A 17922-nucleotide genomic window follows, 5' to 3' on the forward strand; every position below is an offset into this window, starting at 1 on the left:
ATAGTAAAAAGCACTTAAGAAAATTCATCCCTTTTTAATTGTGGTTGCAAAAATTAAACAATACGATTTATAGTAGCATGACCAAAAATCATTTTAATTCGTTCAACACAAACAGACCAACACTTACATTCTTGATTTAAATAAATTAATGCTTTTGAAATTTCGAGTAATAAATTCAAATGCTGCATTCATAATTTCTCCCATAGATTTGGCTTTTTTAAAATTCAAATCATTGGTATAATTGTAAAGTTCCATTTGTAACTGATGCAAATGTGCTTCGGGTGCAAGTTCGTCCTCTCCCATAATTTCCAATAATCTGTTGATTCTATTTTCAGCAGAAATCATTCTTTTAGCTAACACAGAACGCTCCTCATCTTTGTATTGCTCGATTGAACTATTTTGAAGTTTTTCTTTTACCAATTTAACCATTGGATAATTTTCTTTAAAAAACTGTGGGCGATACACTTTAAAATTGCCTTCGTAACATTGCTGATCAAAATCAATGGCCCGTATTTTATAGACCACTTGGTCAAAATCATGCGTAGGAACAATTACATAATTATAAGAACGCATATCCCCTAGCAACCGAATCATACAACGTTCATTAAACTTTACAAACTCTTTTGCGATTTGTGACTTTTCCGTTTCTGTACAATCTTTCAATAAGGTTTTAATAAATACATCGCCCGGAATCCCCATGATGTGCTCCTCAATTAAAGTATCTTGGTAAACCAAAAAATTGATTTTATCAGGGGAAAGAATGTGTTCTAATTCCAAACCATAAACACGGGAAGCATCGGCTTTTTTGATATAAAAATGCGTATAATTATCATTAAGTATGTTCCTGACTTTTATTCGAAAAGGCTTTGAGTTCCCAAAAGTGCAATAATCAATCGAATCCACATTTAAGAATTTAATAATTCCTAAATTACCATCTGAGTGCAATAGTGAATAGATTTTTTTTAAATTCAAATCAATTTCTTCTCTTTCAAACTCATTGTAATACACTCTAATCCACAACGTATCCTCATCGTTTTTATCATACACCGTTACCGAACCTGAAAATCGCAATAAATCATCATAAAATATTGAGACTTTTGATATGCGATCAAACCGCTCTAAATACTGCAAAAGAGCATCATTTATAGGATAAGATGGTTTTTTAAAAATCATTACTGGCTCACTCATCTGAAAAAAATTTACAACAAAATTACAACAAATTAAGCTGTTGACTGGTGCATGCGTTCAACTAAACCTCTGCGAACTTACTATTGAACCATAAAAATGCAGTAAAGAAGATTATTGAATGTTTAAATAGACCTCCGCGACATCAGTTTTCATAAATTATCGGCGAGAGATCTCTGAAATAGTACAGGTTTTAAGTTTGAATAAAAAAAGATAAAAATAATGTTTATCGTAAAAATATAAAAGTACACGCCGCAGCTTAGGCTGACTTAATTTCCTGCGCTAATTATCCCAAATCAATAATAAAGGAGCAGCTTTTATTATATTTTTTTATTTTAATAAACAACAATTAGGAAAAGCGCCAAGGACTAGATTACGATCACGTATACAGTTTACTACCAGATAAACCGAGATCTTAGATATAATCCCTGTATCGTAAATAAAAACATAAAAGCTGATTTAAAAGCATATTTAACATTACCATCCTGAAAAACGGTTATTTAATGTTAAAAAAAATGGATGACAACATTTATACTTTATATTTGAAAACCCCAAATTACTTAAAAACATTTATAACCTACTAATGACAAATAAACTTGAACTCTACTTCAAGGCTGCGCAATCAGCTAAGATTGGTATATGGAAGATGAATGTGCAGACAGATCACGTTTTTTGGGATGCAGTGACAAAATGCATTCTTGAGGTTCCTGCTGATTTTGACCCTGTTAATGGAAACGGAATTAATTTTTATACCGAAGGAGAAAATAGAGACCGGATTAAAAATAGAATTTATAGTGCAATTCATGAAGGAATTTCGTTTGATGATAAATTCCAAATTACTACCGCTAAAAACAATATAAAATATATAGAATGCATCTGTCAAGTGGAAATGATTGATGGAAAACCAGCTAATTTATTAGGTACTTTTCAGGATATCACAAATGAACAGAACTTAATTAATGAGCTTCAATTAAATGTAGAGAAATTTTCGTCCATTTTTTCTAGTGCCAATGACTCAATCTTCATTATTGACACTTCTAATGGCATCATAACCGATTGTAATCCGAGATCCTCAGTCCTCACTGGATATGAGGTCTCTGAATTAAAAGGCAGCCATTACACCGAATTATTTAGCGAAGAATTTCGAAAAGAAGCCCATTTTTTTCTAAAATACAACCTACACAGAAATGACTATACCGTTGATGAAACCTTCATAAAAACTAAGTCGGGAGATTTAATCCCAGTCGAGATAGCCTCTGGAAAGAAATTTCAGGTGGATAATATCACCTATTTAGTGTGTTTCATCAGAGACATCAGCGAAAGAAAGATTACTGAAAACAAAATGACTTTACTATCACTTGCTGCATCTGAGACAACTGACACCATAGTAATTGCTGATAAAAATGGAATCGCTGTATGGGCAAACCAAGCTTATTTAGACCTAACGGGTTTAACAATGATTGAAGTTTTAGGGCAAAAACCAGGATATCTATCTAAAGGTCCTGAAACGGACGCAACTTCCTCATCATTGATGCGAAAAGCGATTGAAAACCAAGAAAGTATAAAAATTACGGTACTTAATTATAACCAGAAAAAAGAAAAATATTGGTTTGAATTGAATATCACGACAGCCTTTGATAATCACAATAATTTCATCAATTTTATTGGTGTAGGACGAAATGTAACTTCCAGAATCGAAAAAGAACTAGAATTGAAAAAACTTTTAGAAGTCACTAGTAATCAGAACAATAAATTATATAACTTTACACATATCGTTTCCCACAATATCCGTTCTCATACCAGTAATTTATCTATGGTAGTAGATGTGATTGAAAATACTGATGATATCCAAGAGAAACTTTCCTATTTTGAATTATTTAAAGAAGGAACGGAAAAACTGTCTGAATCGATTGAATATTTGAATGAAATAATAACAATTCAGCAAAAAACAAATATCGAAAAAAAAGAAATTTGTTTAAAAAACGAAATCGAAAAAACAAAAAAAGCATTAAGGTTAGTTATTAAAGAAAGTAAAATAATTATAACGGACACCATTCCAGAAGATCTTATGGTTACAGCCATACCAGCCTATTTAGATAGTATTTTACTCAACTTAATTACCAATGCTATAAAATACAAATCAACGCAGCGCACTGCTACCTTAGAAATACAGCATGAATTTATAGATAATTACAATGTCATAAATTTCAAAGACAATGGATTAGGATTAGATTTAGAAAGAAATGGACATAAAATTTTTGGTATGTATAAAACCTTCCATGGCAATGAAGATGCTAAAGGAATTGGGTTATTTATTACTAAAAATCAACTAGAAGCCATGAATGGCAAAATTGAGGTAGAAAGTGAACTAGATCTAGGTTCGAATTTTAAAATTTATTTAAATGAAAAATAAATTAACATACATCATAGACGATGACAAACTAACCGTGAAACTGATGAGCATTCTTATTTCAAAAAATAAGTTTTGCGAAGAAATTCAATCTTATAATAACGCCCAACATGCGTTAGAGGAACTAAAAAAAAATGAATTTGACAACGAAATTCTGCCAGATGCCATTTTACTCGACCTCAATATGCCAATGATGGATGGGTGGCAGTTCCTAGACGAGTTTATCGAATTATCATTAAAAAAAGAGATCTTTATTTTTATCATGACTTCCTCAATTGACCCGGCTGACATCGAAAAAGCGAAGGAATATCAAATAGTAAAAGATTATATTGAAAAGCCAATCACTGCAAAAAAACTGGATATCCTTTGTAAATTAATCGGAGAAATAAACTAATTCTGATTAAATAGTAACAAAATCGGTCCTTGTTCGTCCTATATAAAAATATATAAAGATGAATTCCTTGGAAACGATACTTTCAGTCAAAAATCTCAATAAACGTTATGGCGCACTCCAAGCTTTAAAAAACGTTTCTTTCGAAATAAAAAAAGGCAATGTCTACGGGATCTTAGGTCCTAATGGGAGCGGAAAATCAACCACCTTAGGTATTGCTTTAAATGTGGTCAACAAAACTTCTGGCGAATACAGCTGGTTTGGCGGAACCATGGAGACACATCAAGCCCTGAAAAAAGTAGGCGCGATTATCGAAAGACCAAATTTCTACCCCTATATGACCGCTAAGGAGAACTTAGAATTAGTGTGCAAAATCAAAGGGATTAATTACGCCAAAGTCAACGAAAAGTTAGAATTAGTAGGTTTGACGGATCGCCAAAATAGTAAATTCAGTACCTTTTCATTAGGTATGAAACAACGATTAGCAATCGCTTCGGCACTATTGAATGATCCTGAAATCTTGATTTTAGACGAACCCACAAATGGCTTAGATCCACAAGGAATCCATCAAATTAGAGATATTATCAAACAAATTGCCTCTAAAGGGACAACCATATTGCTCGCTTCGCATTTATTAGACGAAGTGGAAAAAGTGTGTACCCACGTTTTAGTATTACAAAAAGGAGTGGTTTTATATACTGGTCTAGTCGACGGAATGTCAGCTAATGAAGGATTTTTTGAAGTCGAGGCAGATGACATTCCCAACTTAATGATGGTTCTAAATACGCATCCCGGCACTAAAAATATTGTACAGGAGCAAGGAAAGGTTTTGGTTTATTTAAAAGAGAATTTGGAAGCAAAAGAGTTGAATCGTTTCCTTTTTGAAAAAAACATAGTTTTAAATCATTTGGTGAAGCGAAAAAACAGCTTGGAAGAACAATTTTTAGAATTGACACAAAAAAAATAACATCGGTAAAGCAATTTCACGAGCTACATTTAAATCTTATTACAAAACACTAAATCTTAAGCTACAATTCTTAAGTATTAATACTCCATTTATGAAACGACTTCTCTCCATAGAACTACAAAAAATTTGGAAAAACAAAGCCAGTCGGGTTTTGACATTGACCTACTTTATACTTTTAACCTTCATTGCATTAATAGCCTCTATAAAGTTTGATTTAGGAATTTTTAAATTTCACCTGGCTGAAATGGGAATTTTCAACTTTCCTTTTATCTGGCATTTCAACACGTACATTGCAGCGATACTAAAACTATTTTTAGCCATCGTAATTGTTTCGATGATGGCAAATGAATACAGCTATGGAACGCTAAAGCAAAACTTAATTGATGGCATGAGCAAAGCGGAATTTATTCAGTCTAAATTTTTAACCGTTGTTTTATTTGCATCAGTATCTACCATTTTTATTTTTATAATGTCACTGCTTTTAGGATTTAGTTTTTCATCTTATACGGAATTCAGCATCGTATTTTCTGATTTGGAATACCTGCTTGCCTATTTCATAAAATTAGTTGGTTTCTTTTCGTTTTGTTTATTTTTAGGAATATTGGTGAAACGATCCGCCTTTGCGCTAGGATTTTTATTAGTTTGGAATATTATCGAAGGAATTGTAAAAGGTGTTTTAACGTTCAAGATTTTTCCAGAAAGTACCACAGCGGCTTCCATTATGCAGTTTTTTCCTTTGGAATCCATGTCGAATTTAATCATTGAACCCTTTACACGTTTGTCAGTAGTAAAAAACTTGGGAACACAAATTGGATTAGATAATGTTAAAAAATATGATGTCGAACTGTCTTCCCTAATAATTGTTTTATGCTGGACCGTCATTTTTATTTTCCTTTCACATCGATTATTAAAAAATAGAGATTTGTAGTATCTTTATAGCGCTATGAACGGTGTAAAAACAATACTATTTATTCTTTTCATTTGTTGCATTTTTAGTAATGCAACTGCACAATCTATTAAGGTAAACGACGCGTATACAGCAAATCAACTAGTAGAAAATGTTTTAGTAAATAGTTCCTGCGCTACCATTTCAAATGCTGAGGCTGCCGGAGATAATTTTTCTGGTATTCAAAAAAGTTATGCTTATTTCAATGCAGGAACCAGTACTTTTCCTTTTAAAGAGGGCGTCCTGTTGAGTACTTGGAGCAGTCAAAATTCTGTAGGCCCATTTATAAGAAACAGAGGTGGTGGAAACCCCGGGTGGCTGGGGGATTCCGATTTAGAACAAGCTTTGAATCTAACCCGGACCATTAATGCTACTACTCTAGAATTCGATTTTGTTCCGTTGACAAATTTTATCAGTTTCAACTACATCTTTGCTTCAAATGAATACCAAGATTATTTTCCTTGCTTTTATTCAGACGGGTTTGCTTTTTTAATCCAAGAAAAAGGAAGTCCTACACCCTATCAAAATATAGCGGTCCTACCCACTTCTACGATTCCTGTTTCCTCAACCAATGTTCATCCCCTCATTCCTCCCTTCAATGGATCTGGCGGTTCAATACCCGGATGTTCGGCTGTAAATGAGAATTTTTTTGGAGGGTATAACGGTAGCACTAGCCCTATTAATTACAGTGGACAAACTACCGTTCTAAACGCGCAAAGTAACGTGATTGCCGGCAAAATTTATCATATAAAATTAGTTATCGCTGATGACGAAAATGCTGATTTTGATTCGGCAGTTTTTCTAGAAGCGGGTAGCTTTCTGCCAAAAATTGATTTAGGGCCTGATCGATTACTATCCACAAACAATGCTATTTGCTTTGGCGAAAGCTACACTATTGATCCTAAACTACCATCAAGTTATACCTATAAATGGTTTAAAAACGGAATCGAATTATCCGATACCACACCTACTTACACTGTTACAAGTCCTGGTATTTATAAAGTTGAAGTACTCTTGACACCCAGCTGTATTGCAACAGAAGACATAAAAATTGAATTTATTCCAAAAATCGATTTGAGGGACACCACACTTTTGCAATGTGATACTGACTCTGATGGAATCACTCTATTTGATTTGACAAAAATAGATGCCATTGTAAAAAATAATATACCGAATTTAAGCATGGTAGTCTATTATGAATCTTTGGCTGCTGCCAAAGCACAAATGAATCCAATTAAGCACACAACCACTTTTCAAAATACAGCACCGAGTCAATCTGTATTCGCTAGAGTGACCAATTCCTTGGGATGTGAAAACTTTGCGGAAGTAAAACTTCTTATTTCCAATACTACCCTCTCGGAACAAAATCCCATCATAACTTGCGACGGCGATGGTATCGAAGATGGTTTAACTGAATTTAATTTAAGTACTCAGGCAACCGCACAGGTCCTGACCGGTTTACCAGCGGGATTGGTCGTTCAGTATTATTTGACCTCAACGGATGCTATAACAACGCAAAACCAACTCTCAACGGTTTTTAGAAACACGATTCCGAATCAGCAAACCATTTTTGCTAAGATTGTAAATGGACCCGACTGTTATGCAATTACTCCTATACAATTGGAAGTAAACCCATTTGACCCACCTAATTTTCAAGACGTATCTTTAATTTTATGTGAAGGATCTAGCATATCTCTTGCCGTTGATAGTGGCTTCACCAACTATTTGTGGAACACAGGAGGACGTTCTAATAGTATTTTGATTGATGCGCCAGGAACGTATACTGTAGTAGTCACAAATGAGAAAGGCTGTCAAAAAACTAAAAAATATACGGTAACCCTTTCTGGAATTGCAACGATAACAGGCATAAAAACAAACGATTTTGCGGGTAATAAGAATTCAATTTCAATTGAGTACACGGGAATTGGAGCATATGAATTTTCAATTGACGGTGATTTTTTTCAAGAAAATTCCACTTTTAATGGTGTGGTTCCAGGAGAATATTTAGTCTATGCCCGAGATAGGAATGGTTGCGGCACCTCGTTCCCTTTTGTAGTTTACGTTTTGGATTACCCGCGTTATTTCACGCCAAATGATGATAGCTACAATGATCTTTGGAAAATTAAAAATCTGGACACACTTCCCCAATCGACATTATATATTTTTGACCGTTACGGAAAGCTACTGAAACAATTAACGGTTTCAGATGGTGGTTGGGACGGAAGTTTTAATGGAGTCTTATTACCTGCTGATGATTATTGGTTTAATTTAACTTTTACGGGTGGGAAAATCATAAAAGGACATTTTTCTTTAAAAAGATAATACTAATTTCCCTATTTTTAGCGCATGAAAAAAACTTTACTTATTTTCTTTATTTTTTTATCAATAAGCTGCTTTGCCCAATTTAGTAAAACACATTATATACCGCCTTTGACCTCGGCAAATACTTTAGGTATTACTCCAGAAGATCATCTTTTATACATTTCCACGCCAAGCATTACTGATGTTAAGGTAAGAGTGATTGAAATTGGTGGAAACACATATACAAAGTCAATCAACAAAAGCAATCCTTGGATTTACTTTATTGGTAACGGTGACAATACACAAATATTCACACCAAATACAAGTATTGGAAAATTAAATAATAAGGGATATATAGTAGAAGCAGAAGATTTAATTTATACAAGCTTCCGAACAAATGCAGGATTCCAAAATCAAGCTGGAGGATTAGTCTCCAAAGGGAATAGTGCCCTAGGAAAAGAATTTAGAATTGGAGCCATGCTAAACAAATTTAACACCACTGGATTAATGAATTTTGCATCAATCCTAGCTGTTGAAAATGGCACTAATATAACGATCTCAAATATTCCTAATGGTACAATTTTAACAGATGGAATTATTATAAATGGTCCTATAAGAGTTTCTCTTAATAAAAATGAAAGCTACGTATTAGCAATCCAAAATGATGATAATGATTTTAGAAGTACAAATATTATAGGAGGCTTAATCAGTTCTGATAAGGACATTGTCGTAAATGCAGGTTCTTTTGGGGGTACTAATTACGAAGGCCAAATCACTAGAAATTCCTCGGGAAGAGATCTTGGCTTTGATCAAATAGTTTCTTTTGAAAAAACTGGGAAAGAATATATTTTCATCAAAGGATTAGGAAGCGATGTTTTGGAACGTGTGTTATTAATTGCGCACAAGGACAATACAAAAATTTACACAAACGGAAATTCGACTCCGATTACAAAAAATGCAGGTGAATATTTAATATTAGATGGAAGCAATTATATCAATAATAATCTCTACGTTACAAGTTCAGAGAATATCTTTGCTTATCAAAGTATCGGCGGAACCGAATCACCCGCAAATCAAAATTTATTTTTTGTTCCACCTATTAATTGTTCTACTCCAAGGATAGTTGATAATATTCCAATGATAAATGCAATAGGCGATGTATCTTATGTAGGCAGTATAAATATTGTAACTGAATCTGGAGCTACAGTATTAATTGATGGTTCGCCAATCACATCATTTCCAACTTCTATTAATGCAAACCCTGGTTTTGTTTATTATACTGTCAATGGATTGTCTGGAAATGTAAGTGTAAAATCCACTAAGCAAGTCTATGTTTCTTATTTTGGTTCAAACAATGCAGCTACCTATGGAGGTTATTATTCCGGTTTTGATACCAAGCCCGAAATTATAACTGACGAAATCACCGCAGGTAGTTCATCTTGTATTTCTAATGTTACGCTAAAAATTAGTTCCATTTCTTCATACGACACCTTCGAATGGTACTTTAATAATAGCCCCATAGACAATTCCAACAAAAGTTCGTATCCTCCCACAGAACCTGGCTATTATCAAGTAAAGGGTAGTATATCTGGTTGCAGTTCACCTCCTGTTTTATCTGACCTAATTCCTGTAAGCACGTGTGAAACAGATATAGATAATGACAGCGTAAACGATAATATTGATATCGACAATGACAACGACGGCATTACCAATTGTACGGAATCTTATGGCAATCAAGACGTTAACATATCCAATCCTAATGGGGGAATTATAGCAACTGGTCTTTATTCCAATTCATTTATTGGAGCCATTTCTGCGTCGACAGCACCGGGCGCTGCTCCTTTTACAGGAAATAATGATGGAAGTTTTATTACCCAAATACCCGCCGGAAAAGGAAATTTTGTAAGCTATAAAATGACTTTTTCAAAACCCATAAGTTTGGGAATGGAATATGTAACTAGCGCCAATGCAACAGATTTATTGAATGCTGATTCTGATTACATTGTAAATTCGGATATCGATAAAACAATAACGGTACTCAACCCAAACAACCAATTATTGATTGATACTAATTATGATGGTATTTATGAAAGCGGCGTAACACAATATTCTTCTTTCGAAATACGATTTCGTTTGAACAGTATCACTCCCCTGGTGCCGGGAACAGGAACATTCAAGTTTCTTACTTACTTGTCCAACTCCATCAGTTTCACACACAAAAATTTATCTGACACCAATGCCAACAAATCAACATTTAAGTTTTTTGCTTCTTGTGTTCCAAAAGATTCTGATGGAGATGGAACCCCAGACCAGCTAGACAGTGACAGTGACAATGATGGAATTCTAGACATAATAGAATCTCAACCAAATGCCTCGGTTGCATTATCAAATTCTGATACCAATAAAAATGGATTAGATAATGCGTTTGAACCTGAATTGGTCCCAATCGATACAGATAATGATGGCGTACCCGATTATCTAGATTTAGATAGCGATAATGATGGAATTACTGATGCAATTGAAACTGGCAATCTTGGAACAGACACCGATACTGACGGCATCAAAAATTATCGCGATTTAGATAGTGATGGAGATTTATGTTCTGATGTTATCGAAGCAGGATTCATGGATCCAAATGGAGATGGATTATTGGGTACAATTGCTCCACCAACCATTGATAGTAAAGGGCAAGTAACTAGCGGTACTGGCTACTCAACCCCAAATGCAAATTACATAACAGCCGCGCCAATTGTAATCACTTCCCAACCGCTGGCAAATCCTACTTGTGAGCTAGAAAACACGACAATTACACTAGGTGACAATGGTGGTAATACCTACCAATGGCAAATTTCTACTAATGGAACCACTTGGAATACTATTATTAATAACGTCATCTATTCTGGAGCAACAACCAATACTTTAGTGATAACAAGCGTAAAAAATAATATGAACGGATATAAATATCGAGTTCAACTAAATAAAGTGGGTAATTCCTGCGGATTACTTTCAGATGATACTACGCTAACCGTGTACACTTTACCAATCGTTAATAAGGTGACTATCATTCAATGTGATGATGATTTAGATGCGGTAACTACTTTTAATCTAACGGTGAAAAATGATGCTATTTCCAGTAATTTTGCCAATGAGGACATCTTCTATTATACTTCATTGGATGGTGCTACCACAGCAAACGAATCAGAATTAATTAGTACGCCTACATCTTTTACAAATACAACACCCGGCACGATGAAAGTTTGGGCAAGAGTAGTCAATGCTAATGGCTGCTTTAGCGTAGCAGAATTAACCTTAAAAGTTTTAGTAACACAAATTCCAAGCACCTTCAAGAGAACGTATATGGAATGTGACGATTTCTTAGATGAAAACGGGAATAACAATTCAAACAATGATAACAGAGATGGAATTAGTTCATTTGACTTTAGCAGTGCCGAAACGGATATAAAAACTTTATTGCCAGTTGGTAATTACACCGTAACTTTTTACCGTAATCAAACAGATGCGTTAGCGGAAAACAATGTGATCACAAATATTTCAAACTATAGAAATATTGGTTATCAAAACACACAGGAAATATGGGGTCGAGTAGATAGTGATGTCGATAACGCTTGTTATGGTTTGGGACCATATGTATCGCTTACTGTTGAAAAACTACCTTTTGCGAATGTGGTTACCGTTCCAAGACAATGCGATGACAATCAAGACGGAATATATACTTTTGACACTTCTACTCTAGAATCAGATATAGTAAAAGGACAAACTAATGTAACCATCACTTATTTTGATAAAAATAACAATCTGTTACCTAGTCCTTTTCCACCAACATTCACAACGGAATCTCAGACTATAAAAGCAGTGGTAACGAACGCCACAACTTTGAGCTGTTCTGATGCAACGACTATCGTTTTTATCGTAGATGATTTACCTGTAGCGTTCCCAATTCCAACAGCTTTAACAACGGTTTGCGATGATGAAGCAGATCCGTTAATGCAAGACGGGAAATATGGATTTGACACTAGTACTTTTCAAAATACAATTTTAGGAGGACAAACAGGAATGAATGTTAAATATTTCGACAAGGATGGGGCTCCCTTACCTAGTCCGCTACCAAATCCATTTTTTAGCAATACTCAAGACATTACTGCTATAGTAGAAAATACTATAAATTCAAACTGTACTGTATCGGTAATTATACCTTTTATAGTACATCCACTTCCACCAATAAATTTAAATTTAGATGGAAGTGAGGATGAATTAGTATGTTCGAATCTCCCCACTTTCTTCGTAACACTTAATGCGGGAATTCAAGATGGTTCAGCTACAACTAACTATACTTACGTTTGGTCCAAAGACGGTGTTGTTTTAACTGGCCAATCCAATGCAACCTTAGATGTTAATGCCGAAGGTAATTATACTGTTGAAGTATTTACAACTCTAGGCTGCAGCAGGACCAGAAAAATAAAAGTGACAGCTTCAGATATTGCAACGATTTCAAACATTGATATTGTAGACCTAACAGATATAAATACGGTAACGGTGAATGTTACCGGAAAAGGAAAATATGAATATAGCCTAAACGAACCGTCGGGCCCTTTCCAATCCTCTAATGTATTTACTAACATTCCTTCCGGAATTTATGATGTCTTTATTAATGACATCAATGGTTGCGGAACGGTTAGTAAAACTATTTCTGTTATTGGTGTACCAAAATATTTTACACCCAATAATGATGGTTATAATGATTTTTGGAATGTAAAAGGAATTAATGCCAACTTTAATGCCAAGTCGACAATCTATATTTTTGACCGCTATGGAAAGCTTTTGAAACAATTGATACCAACCAGTGAAGGTTGGGATGGAACTTTTACAGGCCAACCTTTGCCTTCTGATGATTATTGGTATACCATAAAATTAGAAGATGAAAGACAAACTAAAGGGCATTTTAGCTTAAAAAGGTAAAAATATTTTTTAAATTTTAACAATGACAAAAACAATCTTACTACCCTTATTCTTACTTCTTGCATTTGTAAAGAGCCATGCACAAAGTGACTGTAGCGATGCCATTATTGTTTGCGGAAACACAAATTTAGATGGTCTGACAGTAACCGGTTTTGGCACCCAAGAATTATCTGCTTTAAATACTTGCTCAAGTCAGGAGAATAATAGTATTTGGTTAAGAATATCGATAAAAAAAGGCGGCACGCTAGGATTCAATCTCGTTCCCGAAAGTACAGACATCAGAGAAGATTTTGATTTTTTTGTTTTTGGACCTAATGAAACATGCGATGCTCTAGGACTGGCCATCAGGTGTTCTACCACTAATCCAGCATCAACAAGGCAGAATAATAATTATACTGGCATGAATGAAATAGAGAGTGATATAGCCGAAGGGCCCGGAAACAATGGAAATAGCTTTGTAAAATGGCTGACGGTAGCTGATGGTGATTCTTATTTTTTAGTAATAGACAGACCTATTGGCAATAGCAATTTTTCAATTCAATGGACCGGAACTGCAACATTCAATTCTTCGCCTACCAGTAATGTACCAACGGGAGAAACCTTAAATATAGTTCAATGCGATAGCGATGGAACAGCGGACTTTTCTACGACATTCGATTTAACTAAAAATACTCCAATTATCATAGGAGACCAAACCGGTGTTAATGTGAGTTATCATAAAGATCAAAATGACGCAACAACAAGTATAAATCCAATACTAGATCCAACTTCATTTACAAATTCACAGAATCCTCAATCTCTTTTTGCACGAATAACGAATACAATAACTGGTTGCTTCACCACATCAGAGTTTTATGTTCAAGTGAATGAATATATAAATATTCCCGCAATTGAATCAGTCATTTGCGATGATGCGAAGGACGGAAATGATTCAAATGGTAAAGCAACTTTTGATTTAAATAAAGTTACTGCTGAAATTTTAAACGCACAAAGTACTACAGATTACATCCTCAAATATTTTATTTCCCAAAATGATGCTGAAACAGATAGGAATGAATTAGGCCCCTTGTTTTATAACACGAACCCTAATCAACAGGACATTTATGTTAAAGCTTTTAGCCCTGCTACTTTATGTGTAGCCATTAGTAAAGTTAATCTAACTGTAACGCCTCTTCCGCTAGTAAACAACGTAACAATAGTGCAGTGCGATGAAGATTCTGATGGATTTTCAGCCTTTAATTTAACTATAAAAAATAACGAAATATCGCCTACTATCTCTGCAAAATTCACCTATTATACTTCACTTATTGGTGCAGAAATAGAAGATCCTGAAAAATTAATTGTTGACCCTATTGCTTTTACAAATACTACTGCAGGAAGCATGCAGGTTTGGACACGGGTTGAAAATACTAACAGTTGCATAAAAATTGCCCAACTTAATTTACTAGTATCGACAACACAAATCCCACCTTCATTTACTCGAATACTTTCGACTTGTGATGACTTAACAGCAATAAATGACGATAAAGACGGAGTCGCTACATTTGATTTCACTAGTATTAGCGAAGATATAATTGCTATCCTTCCGCCTGCCACAACACCCTATTCTATCCAATATTTCAAAAATGATGCTGATGCCTTATCTGAAAATAATGCAGTTCAAAACCCGTCTAAATATAGAAATGAAGGCTATCCAAATGAACAAATTATTTGGGTCCGAGTGGAAAGTACGGCAGACAATAGTTGTTACGGTATAAGTCCTTTACTAAAACTAGTCGTGAATCCAAAACCAATCATTATGGATGATTTTGAAGAAGATAAAATAGTTTGTTCAAATCTTCCTACTTTTTTTATAACATTAGAATCTGGAATTCCGAGCGGTATCGATTCTACAAAATTCACTTATGTTTGGACAAAAAATAACAGCACAATAAATGGACAAACAAGTTCAACACTTGATGTTAATACGGAAGGTGATTATGGCGTTGAAATTAGTTCGCTTAGTAGTTGTAGTACAGTACATACTATAAAAGTGACAGCTTCGGATGTTGCCCAAATTACGAATATTGCGATTACGGATTTATCGGATGTAAACTCCATAACTGTAAATGTTAGTGGAAAAGGACTGTATGAATATAGCCTTGACGAACCGCTAGGACCATTTCAAGATTCTAATTTCTTTGATAATGTGGTTGCAGGAATTCATGAAGTTTACATAAATGATAAAAATGGTTGCGGGACAGTGAATAAAATTATAGCTGTAATTGGTATTCCTAAATTTTTTACACCAAATGGAGATGGTCAAAATGATTATTGGAGTATAATGGGAGTAAATACCACTTTTAATGCAAGTTCTAACATCTTTATTTATGACCGTTACGGCAAGTTAATAAAACAAATTACCACCGCCAATCAAGGATGGGATGGAACTTTTATGGGACAGTCATTACCATCTGATGATTATTGGTACACTGTGAAACTTGGAGATGGTAGAGAAATCAAGGGTCATTTCAGTTTGAAAAGATAAATTGATTTTGGGTAAATACTCCGCAACCTAGTCAATACCTACTTTTATCATTAAGATTAGTTACTTTTCATTGTTCTTTTTACTAAAGGGTGTGCCTTATTTTGTCATGTAACTGGATATCGTGCTACCATGCCGAAGTTGTATTATAGCTTCCTTATGTGGTAAAAAACTTACCGCTATTAAGTACAAACGTTATAAAAGACCATAAAAAAAGCCATTCGAATAAACGAATGGCTTTTAAATCTTATAAAAATAGAATTAGATTTTAAATCTCTTTCTATCAGTTTCTGTCAAATAAATTTTACGTAAACGAATAGATTTAGGAGTAACCTCAACATATTCATCTTTTTGAATGTATTCTAAAGCTTCTTCAAGAGAGAAAATGATTGGAGGAATAATCCTTGCTTTTTCATCATTTCCTGATGAACGTACATTAGATTGTTTTTTCTCTTTAGTTACGTTTACACACATATCATCAGCACGAGAGTTTTCTCCAATTACCTGACCTTCATAGATTTCAGTATTTGGTTCAACAAAAAACTTACCACGATCTTGTAATTTGTCGATAGAATAAGGAATAGCTTTTCCTTTTTCCATAGAAATTAATGACCCTTTGTTACGTCCTGCTATCTCTCCTTTGTAAGGCTCATATCCAATGAAACGGTGTGCCATAATAGCCTCACCAGCTGTTGCAGTAAGCAATTGATTACGCAATCCTATAATTCCACGAGATGGAATATTGAATTTTACAATCATACGCTCCCCTTTCGTTTCCATGCTTAACATTTCTCCTTTACGCATAGTAACAAACTCTACAGCTCTACCAGAAAGATTCTCCGGTAAGTCGATTGTTAGTTCTTCAATTGGCTCACATTTTTTACCATCAATTTCCTTGATGATTACTTGTGGTTGACCAATTTGTAATTCGTATCCTTCTCTTCTCATTGTTTCAATAAGAACAGATAAGTGTAATACACCACGACCAAAAACCATAAATTTATCAGCAGAATCAGTTTCACCCATTTTCATGGCTAAATTTTTCTCTAATTCTTTAGTCAATCTTTCTCTAATATGACGAGAAGTTACAAATTTTCCTTCTTTACCAAAGAAAGGAGAGTCATTAATAGTAAACAACATACTCATTGTAGGCTCATCAATAGCAATTGATTTCAAAGCTTCTGGATTTTCAAAATCAGCGATAGTATCTCCAATTTCGAAACCTTCTACTCCAATAATTGCACAAATATCTCCAGCAATTACTTCTTGAACTTTCTTACGACCAAGACCTTCAAAAGTATGAAGTTCTTTAATTCTAGATTTAGTTGTTGTACCGTCTCTTTTAACTAATGAGATTGGCATACCTTCTTTCAATACACCTCTTTCTAAACGACCAATAGCGATACGACCTGTAAAAGCGGAGAAATCTAACGATGTAATTAACATCTGAGGAGTTCCTTCCGATACTTTAGGAGCTGGTACATTTTCGATAACCATATCTAATAAGGCTTCCACATTATCAGTTACGTTTTCCCAGTGATCAGACATCCAGTTATTTTTAGCTGAACCGTAAACAGTAGGAAAATCTAACTGCCACTCTTCTGCACCTAATTCAAACATTAAGTCAAAAACTTTTTCATGAACTTCTTCAGGAGTACAGTTTTCTTTATCAACTTTATTGATTACAACACATGGTTTTAAACCAAGGTCTAATGCTTTTTGTAATACAAAACGCGTTTGTGGCATAGGCCCTTCAAAAGCATCTACAAGTAGACAAACTCCATCAGCCATATTCAATACACGCTCTACCTCACCACCAAAATCGGCGTGACCAGGAGTATCAATAATGTTGATTTTTGTTCCTTTGTATACTACAGAAACATTCTTTGAAGTAATAGTAATACCTCTTTCACGCTCTAAGTCGTTGTTATCAAGGATTAAGTCACCTGTGTTTTCGTTATCACGAAATAACTGACAGTGATACATAATTTTATCAACCAAAGTTGTTTTACCGTGATCGACGTGGGCAATAATTGCAATGTTTCTAATAGATTCCATCTGTGATTTTTAATGGGTGCAAAGGTACACTTTATTTTGATATAAAAAATATTTATGCAATAGTTTACATATTCTTAACCTATTAGACCCCGAAAATAATAATAAAAAAAATCCTTAAAAAATAAGTTATCACTGATGATTAATAATTCGGCAATAATTATTT

General features: G+C 34.3%; 9 protein-coding genes. 7 read left to right on the top strand and 2 right to left on the bottom strand.

Going from position 1 to position 17922, the window contains the following annotated elements; translation table 11 throughout:
• Window positions 1-123 precede the first annotated feature (123 nt).
• Window positions 124-1188, bottom strand: a complete 1065-nt coding sequence (locus IWX83_RS06315; protein WP_196828428.1) for a hypothetical protein — start codon at window positions 1186-1188, stop codon at window positions 124-126.
• A gap of 580 nt (window positions 1189-1768) precedes the next feature.
• On the opposite strand from IWX83_RS06315, the gene IWX83_RS06320 reads away from it, so the two are divergent.
• The 7 genes from IWX83_RS06320 (at window position 1769) to IWX83_RS06350 (ending at window position 15704) form a co-directional block, all read left to right on the top strand.
• A complete protein-coding gene (locus IWX83_RS06320; RefSeq protein WP_196828430.1) occupies window positions 1769-3598 on the top strand; it encodes a PAS domain S-box protein in 1830 nt (609 codons plus the stop codon).
• A complete protein-coding gene (locus IWX83_RS06325) occupies window positions 3588-3989 on the top strand; it encodes a response regulator (protein WP_073354290.1) in 402 nt (133 codons plus the stop codon). The genes IWX83_RS06320 and IWX83_RS06325 overlap by 11 nt, the downstream gene beginning before the upstream one ends.
• A gap of 67 nt (window positions 3990-4056) precedes the next feature.
• Window positions 4057-4953 carry an ABC transporter ATP-binding protein gene (locus IWX83_RS06330; protein WP_196828477.1) on the top strand — a complete coding sequence of 299 codons (897 nt, stop codon included), beginning with the start codon at window positions 4057-4059 and terminating at the stop codon, window positions 4951-4953.
• Between the two features lie 91 nt (window positions 4954-5044).
• Entirely contained in the window at window positions 5045-5881 is an 837-nt protein-coding gene (locus IWX83_RS06335; protein ID WP_196828432.1) for an ABC transporter permease, read from the top strand.
• Window positions 5882-5896: 15 nt separating this feature from the next.
• Window positions 5897-8221 carry a T9SS type B sorting domain-containing protein gene (locus IWX83_RS06340; protein ID WP_196828434.1) on the top strand — a complete coding sequence of 775 codons (2325 nt, stop codon included), beginning with the start codon at window positions 5897-5899 and terminating at the stop codon, window positions 8219-8221.
• Between the two features lie 24 nt (window positions 8222-8245).
• Window positions 8246-13177, top strand: a complete 4932-nt coding sequence (locus IWX83_RS06345) for a T9SS type B sorting domain-containing protein (RefSeq protein ID WP_196828436.1) — start codon at window positions 8246-8248, stop codon at window positions 13175-13177.
• 22 nt (window positions 13178-13199) lie between these two features.
• Window positions 13200-15704 (top strand): T9SS type B sorting domain-containing protein, encoded by a 2505-nt coding sequence (locus IWX83_RS06350; RefSeq protein ID WP_196828438.1) that lies wholly within the window; start codon window positions 13200-13202, stop codon window positions 15702-15704.
• A gap of 258 nt (window positions 15705-15962) precedes the next feature.
• Here IWX83_RS06350 and typA read toward each other — a convergent pair whose 3' ends face one another.
• Window positions 15963-17759: a translational GTPase TypA gene (gene typA, locus IWX83_RS06355; protein WP_073355046.1), complete on the bottom strand. Its 1797-nt coding sequence runs from the start codon at window positions 17757-17759 to the stop codon at window positions 15963-15965.
• Window positions 17760-17922 lie beyond the last annotated feature (163 nt).

The sequence above is a fragment of the Flavobacterium sp. CG_9.1 genome (genome assembly GCF_015751645.1).
Lineage (GTDB): Bacteria > Bacteroidota > Bacteroidia > Flavobacteriales > Flavobacteriaceae > Flavobacterium > Flavobacterium xanthum.

Excerpts from the sequence above, each read along its gene's own strand:
- IWX83_RS06350 (WP_196828438.1), top strand. The coding sequence starts at position 13,200 with ATGACAAAAACAATCTTACTACCCTTATTCTTACTTCTTGCATTTGTA.
- IWX83_RS06315 (WP_196828428.1), bottom strand. The coding sequence starts at position 1,188 with ATGAGTGAGCCAGTAATGATTTTTAAAAAACCATCTTATCCTATAAAT.
- IWX83_RS06325 (WP_073354290.1), top strand. The coding sequence starts at position 3,588 with ATGAAAAATAAATTAACATACATCATAGACGATGACAAACTAACCGTG.
- typA (WP_073355046.1), bottom strand. The coding sequence starts at position 17,759 with ATGGAATCTATTAGAAACATTGCAATTATTGCCCACGTCGATCACGGT.
- IWX83_RS06335 (WP_196828432.1), top strand. The coding sequence starts at position 5,045 with ATGAAACGACTTCTCTCCATAGAACTACAAAAAATTTGGAAAAACAAA.
- IWX83_RS06320 (WP_196828430.1), top strand. The coding sequence starts at position 1,769 with ATGACAAATAAACTTGAACTCTACTTCAAGGCTGCGCAATCAGCTAAG.
- IWX83_RS06340 (WP_196828434.1), top strand. The coding sequence starts at position 5,897 with ATGAACGGTGTAAAAACAATACTATTTATTCTTTTCATTTGTTGCATT.
- IWX83_RS06345 (WP_196828436.1), top strand. The coding sequence starts at position 8,246 with ATGAAAAAAACTTTACTTATTTTCTTTATTTTTTTATCAATAAGCTGC.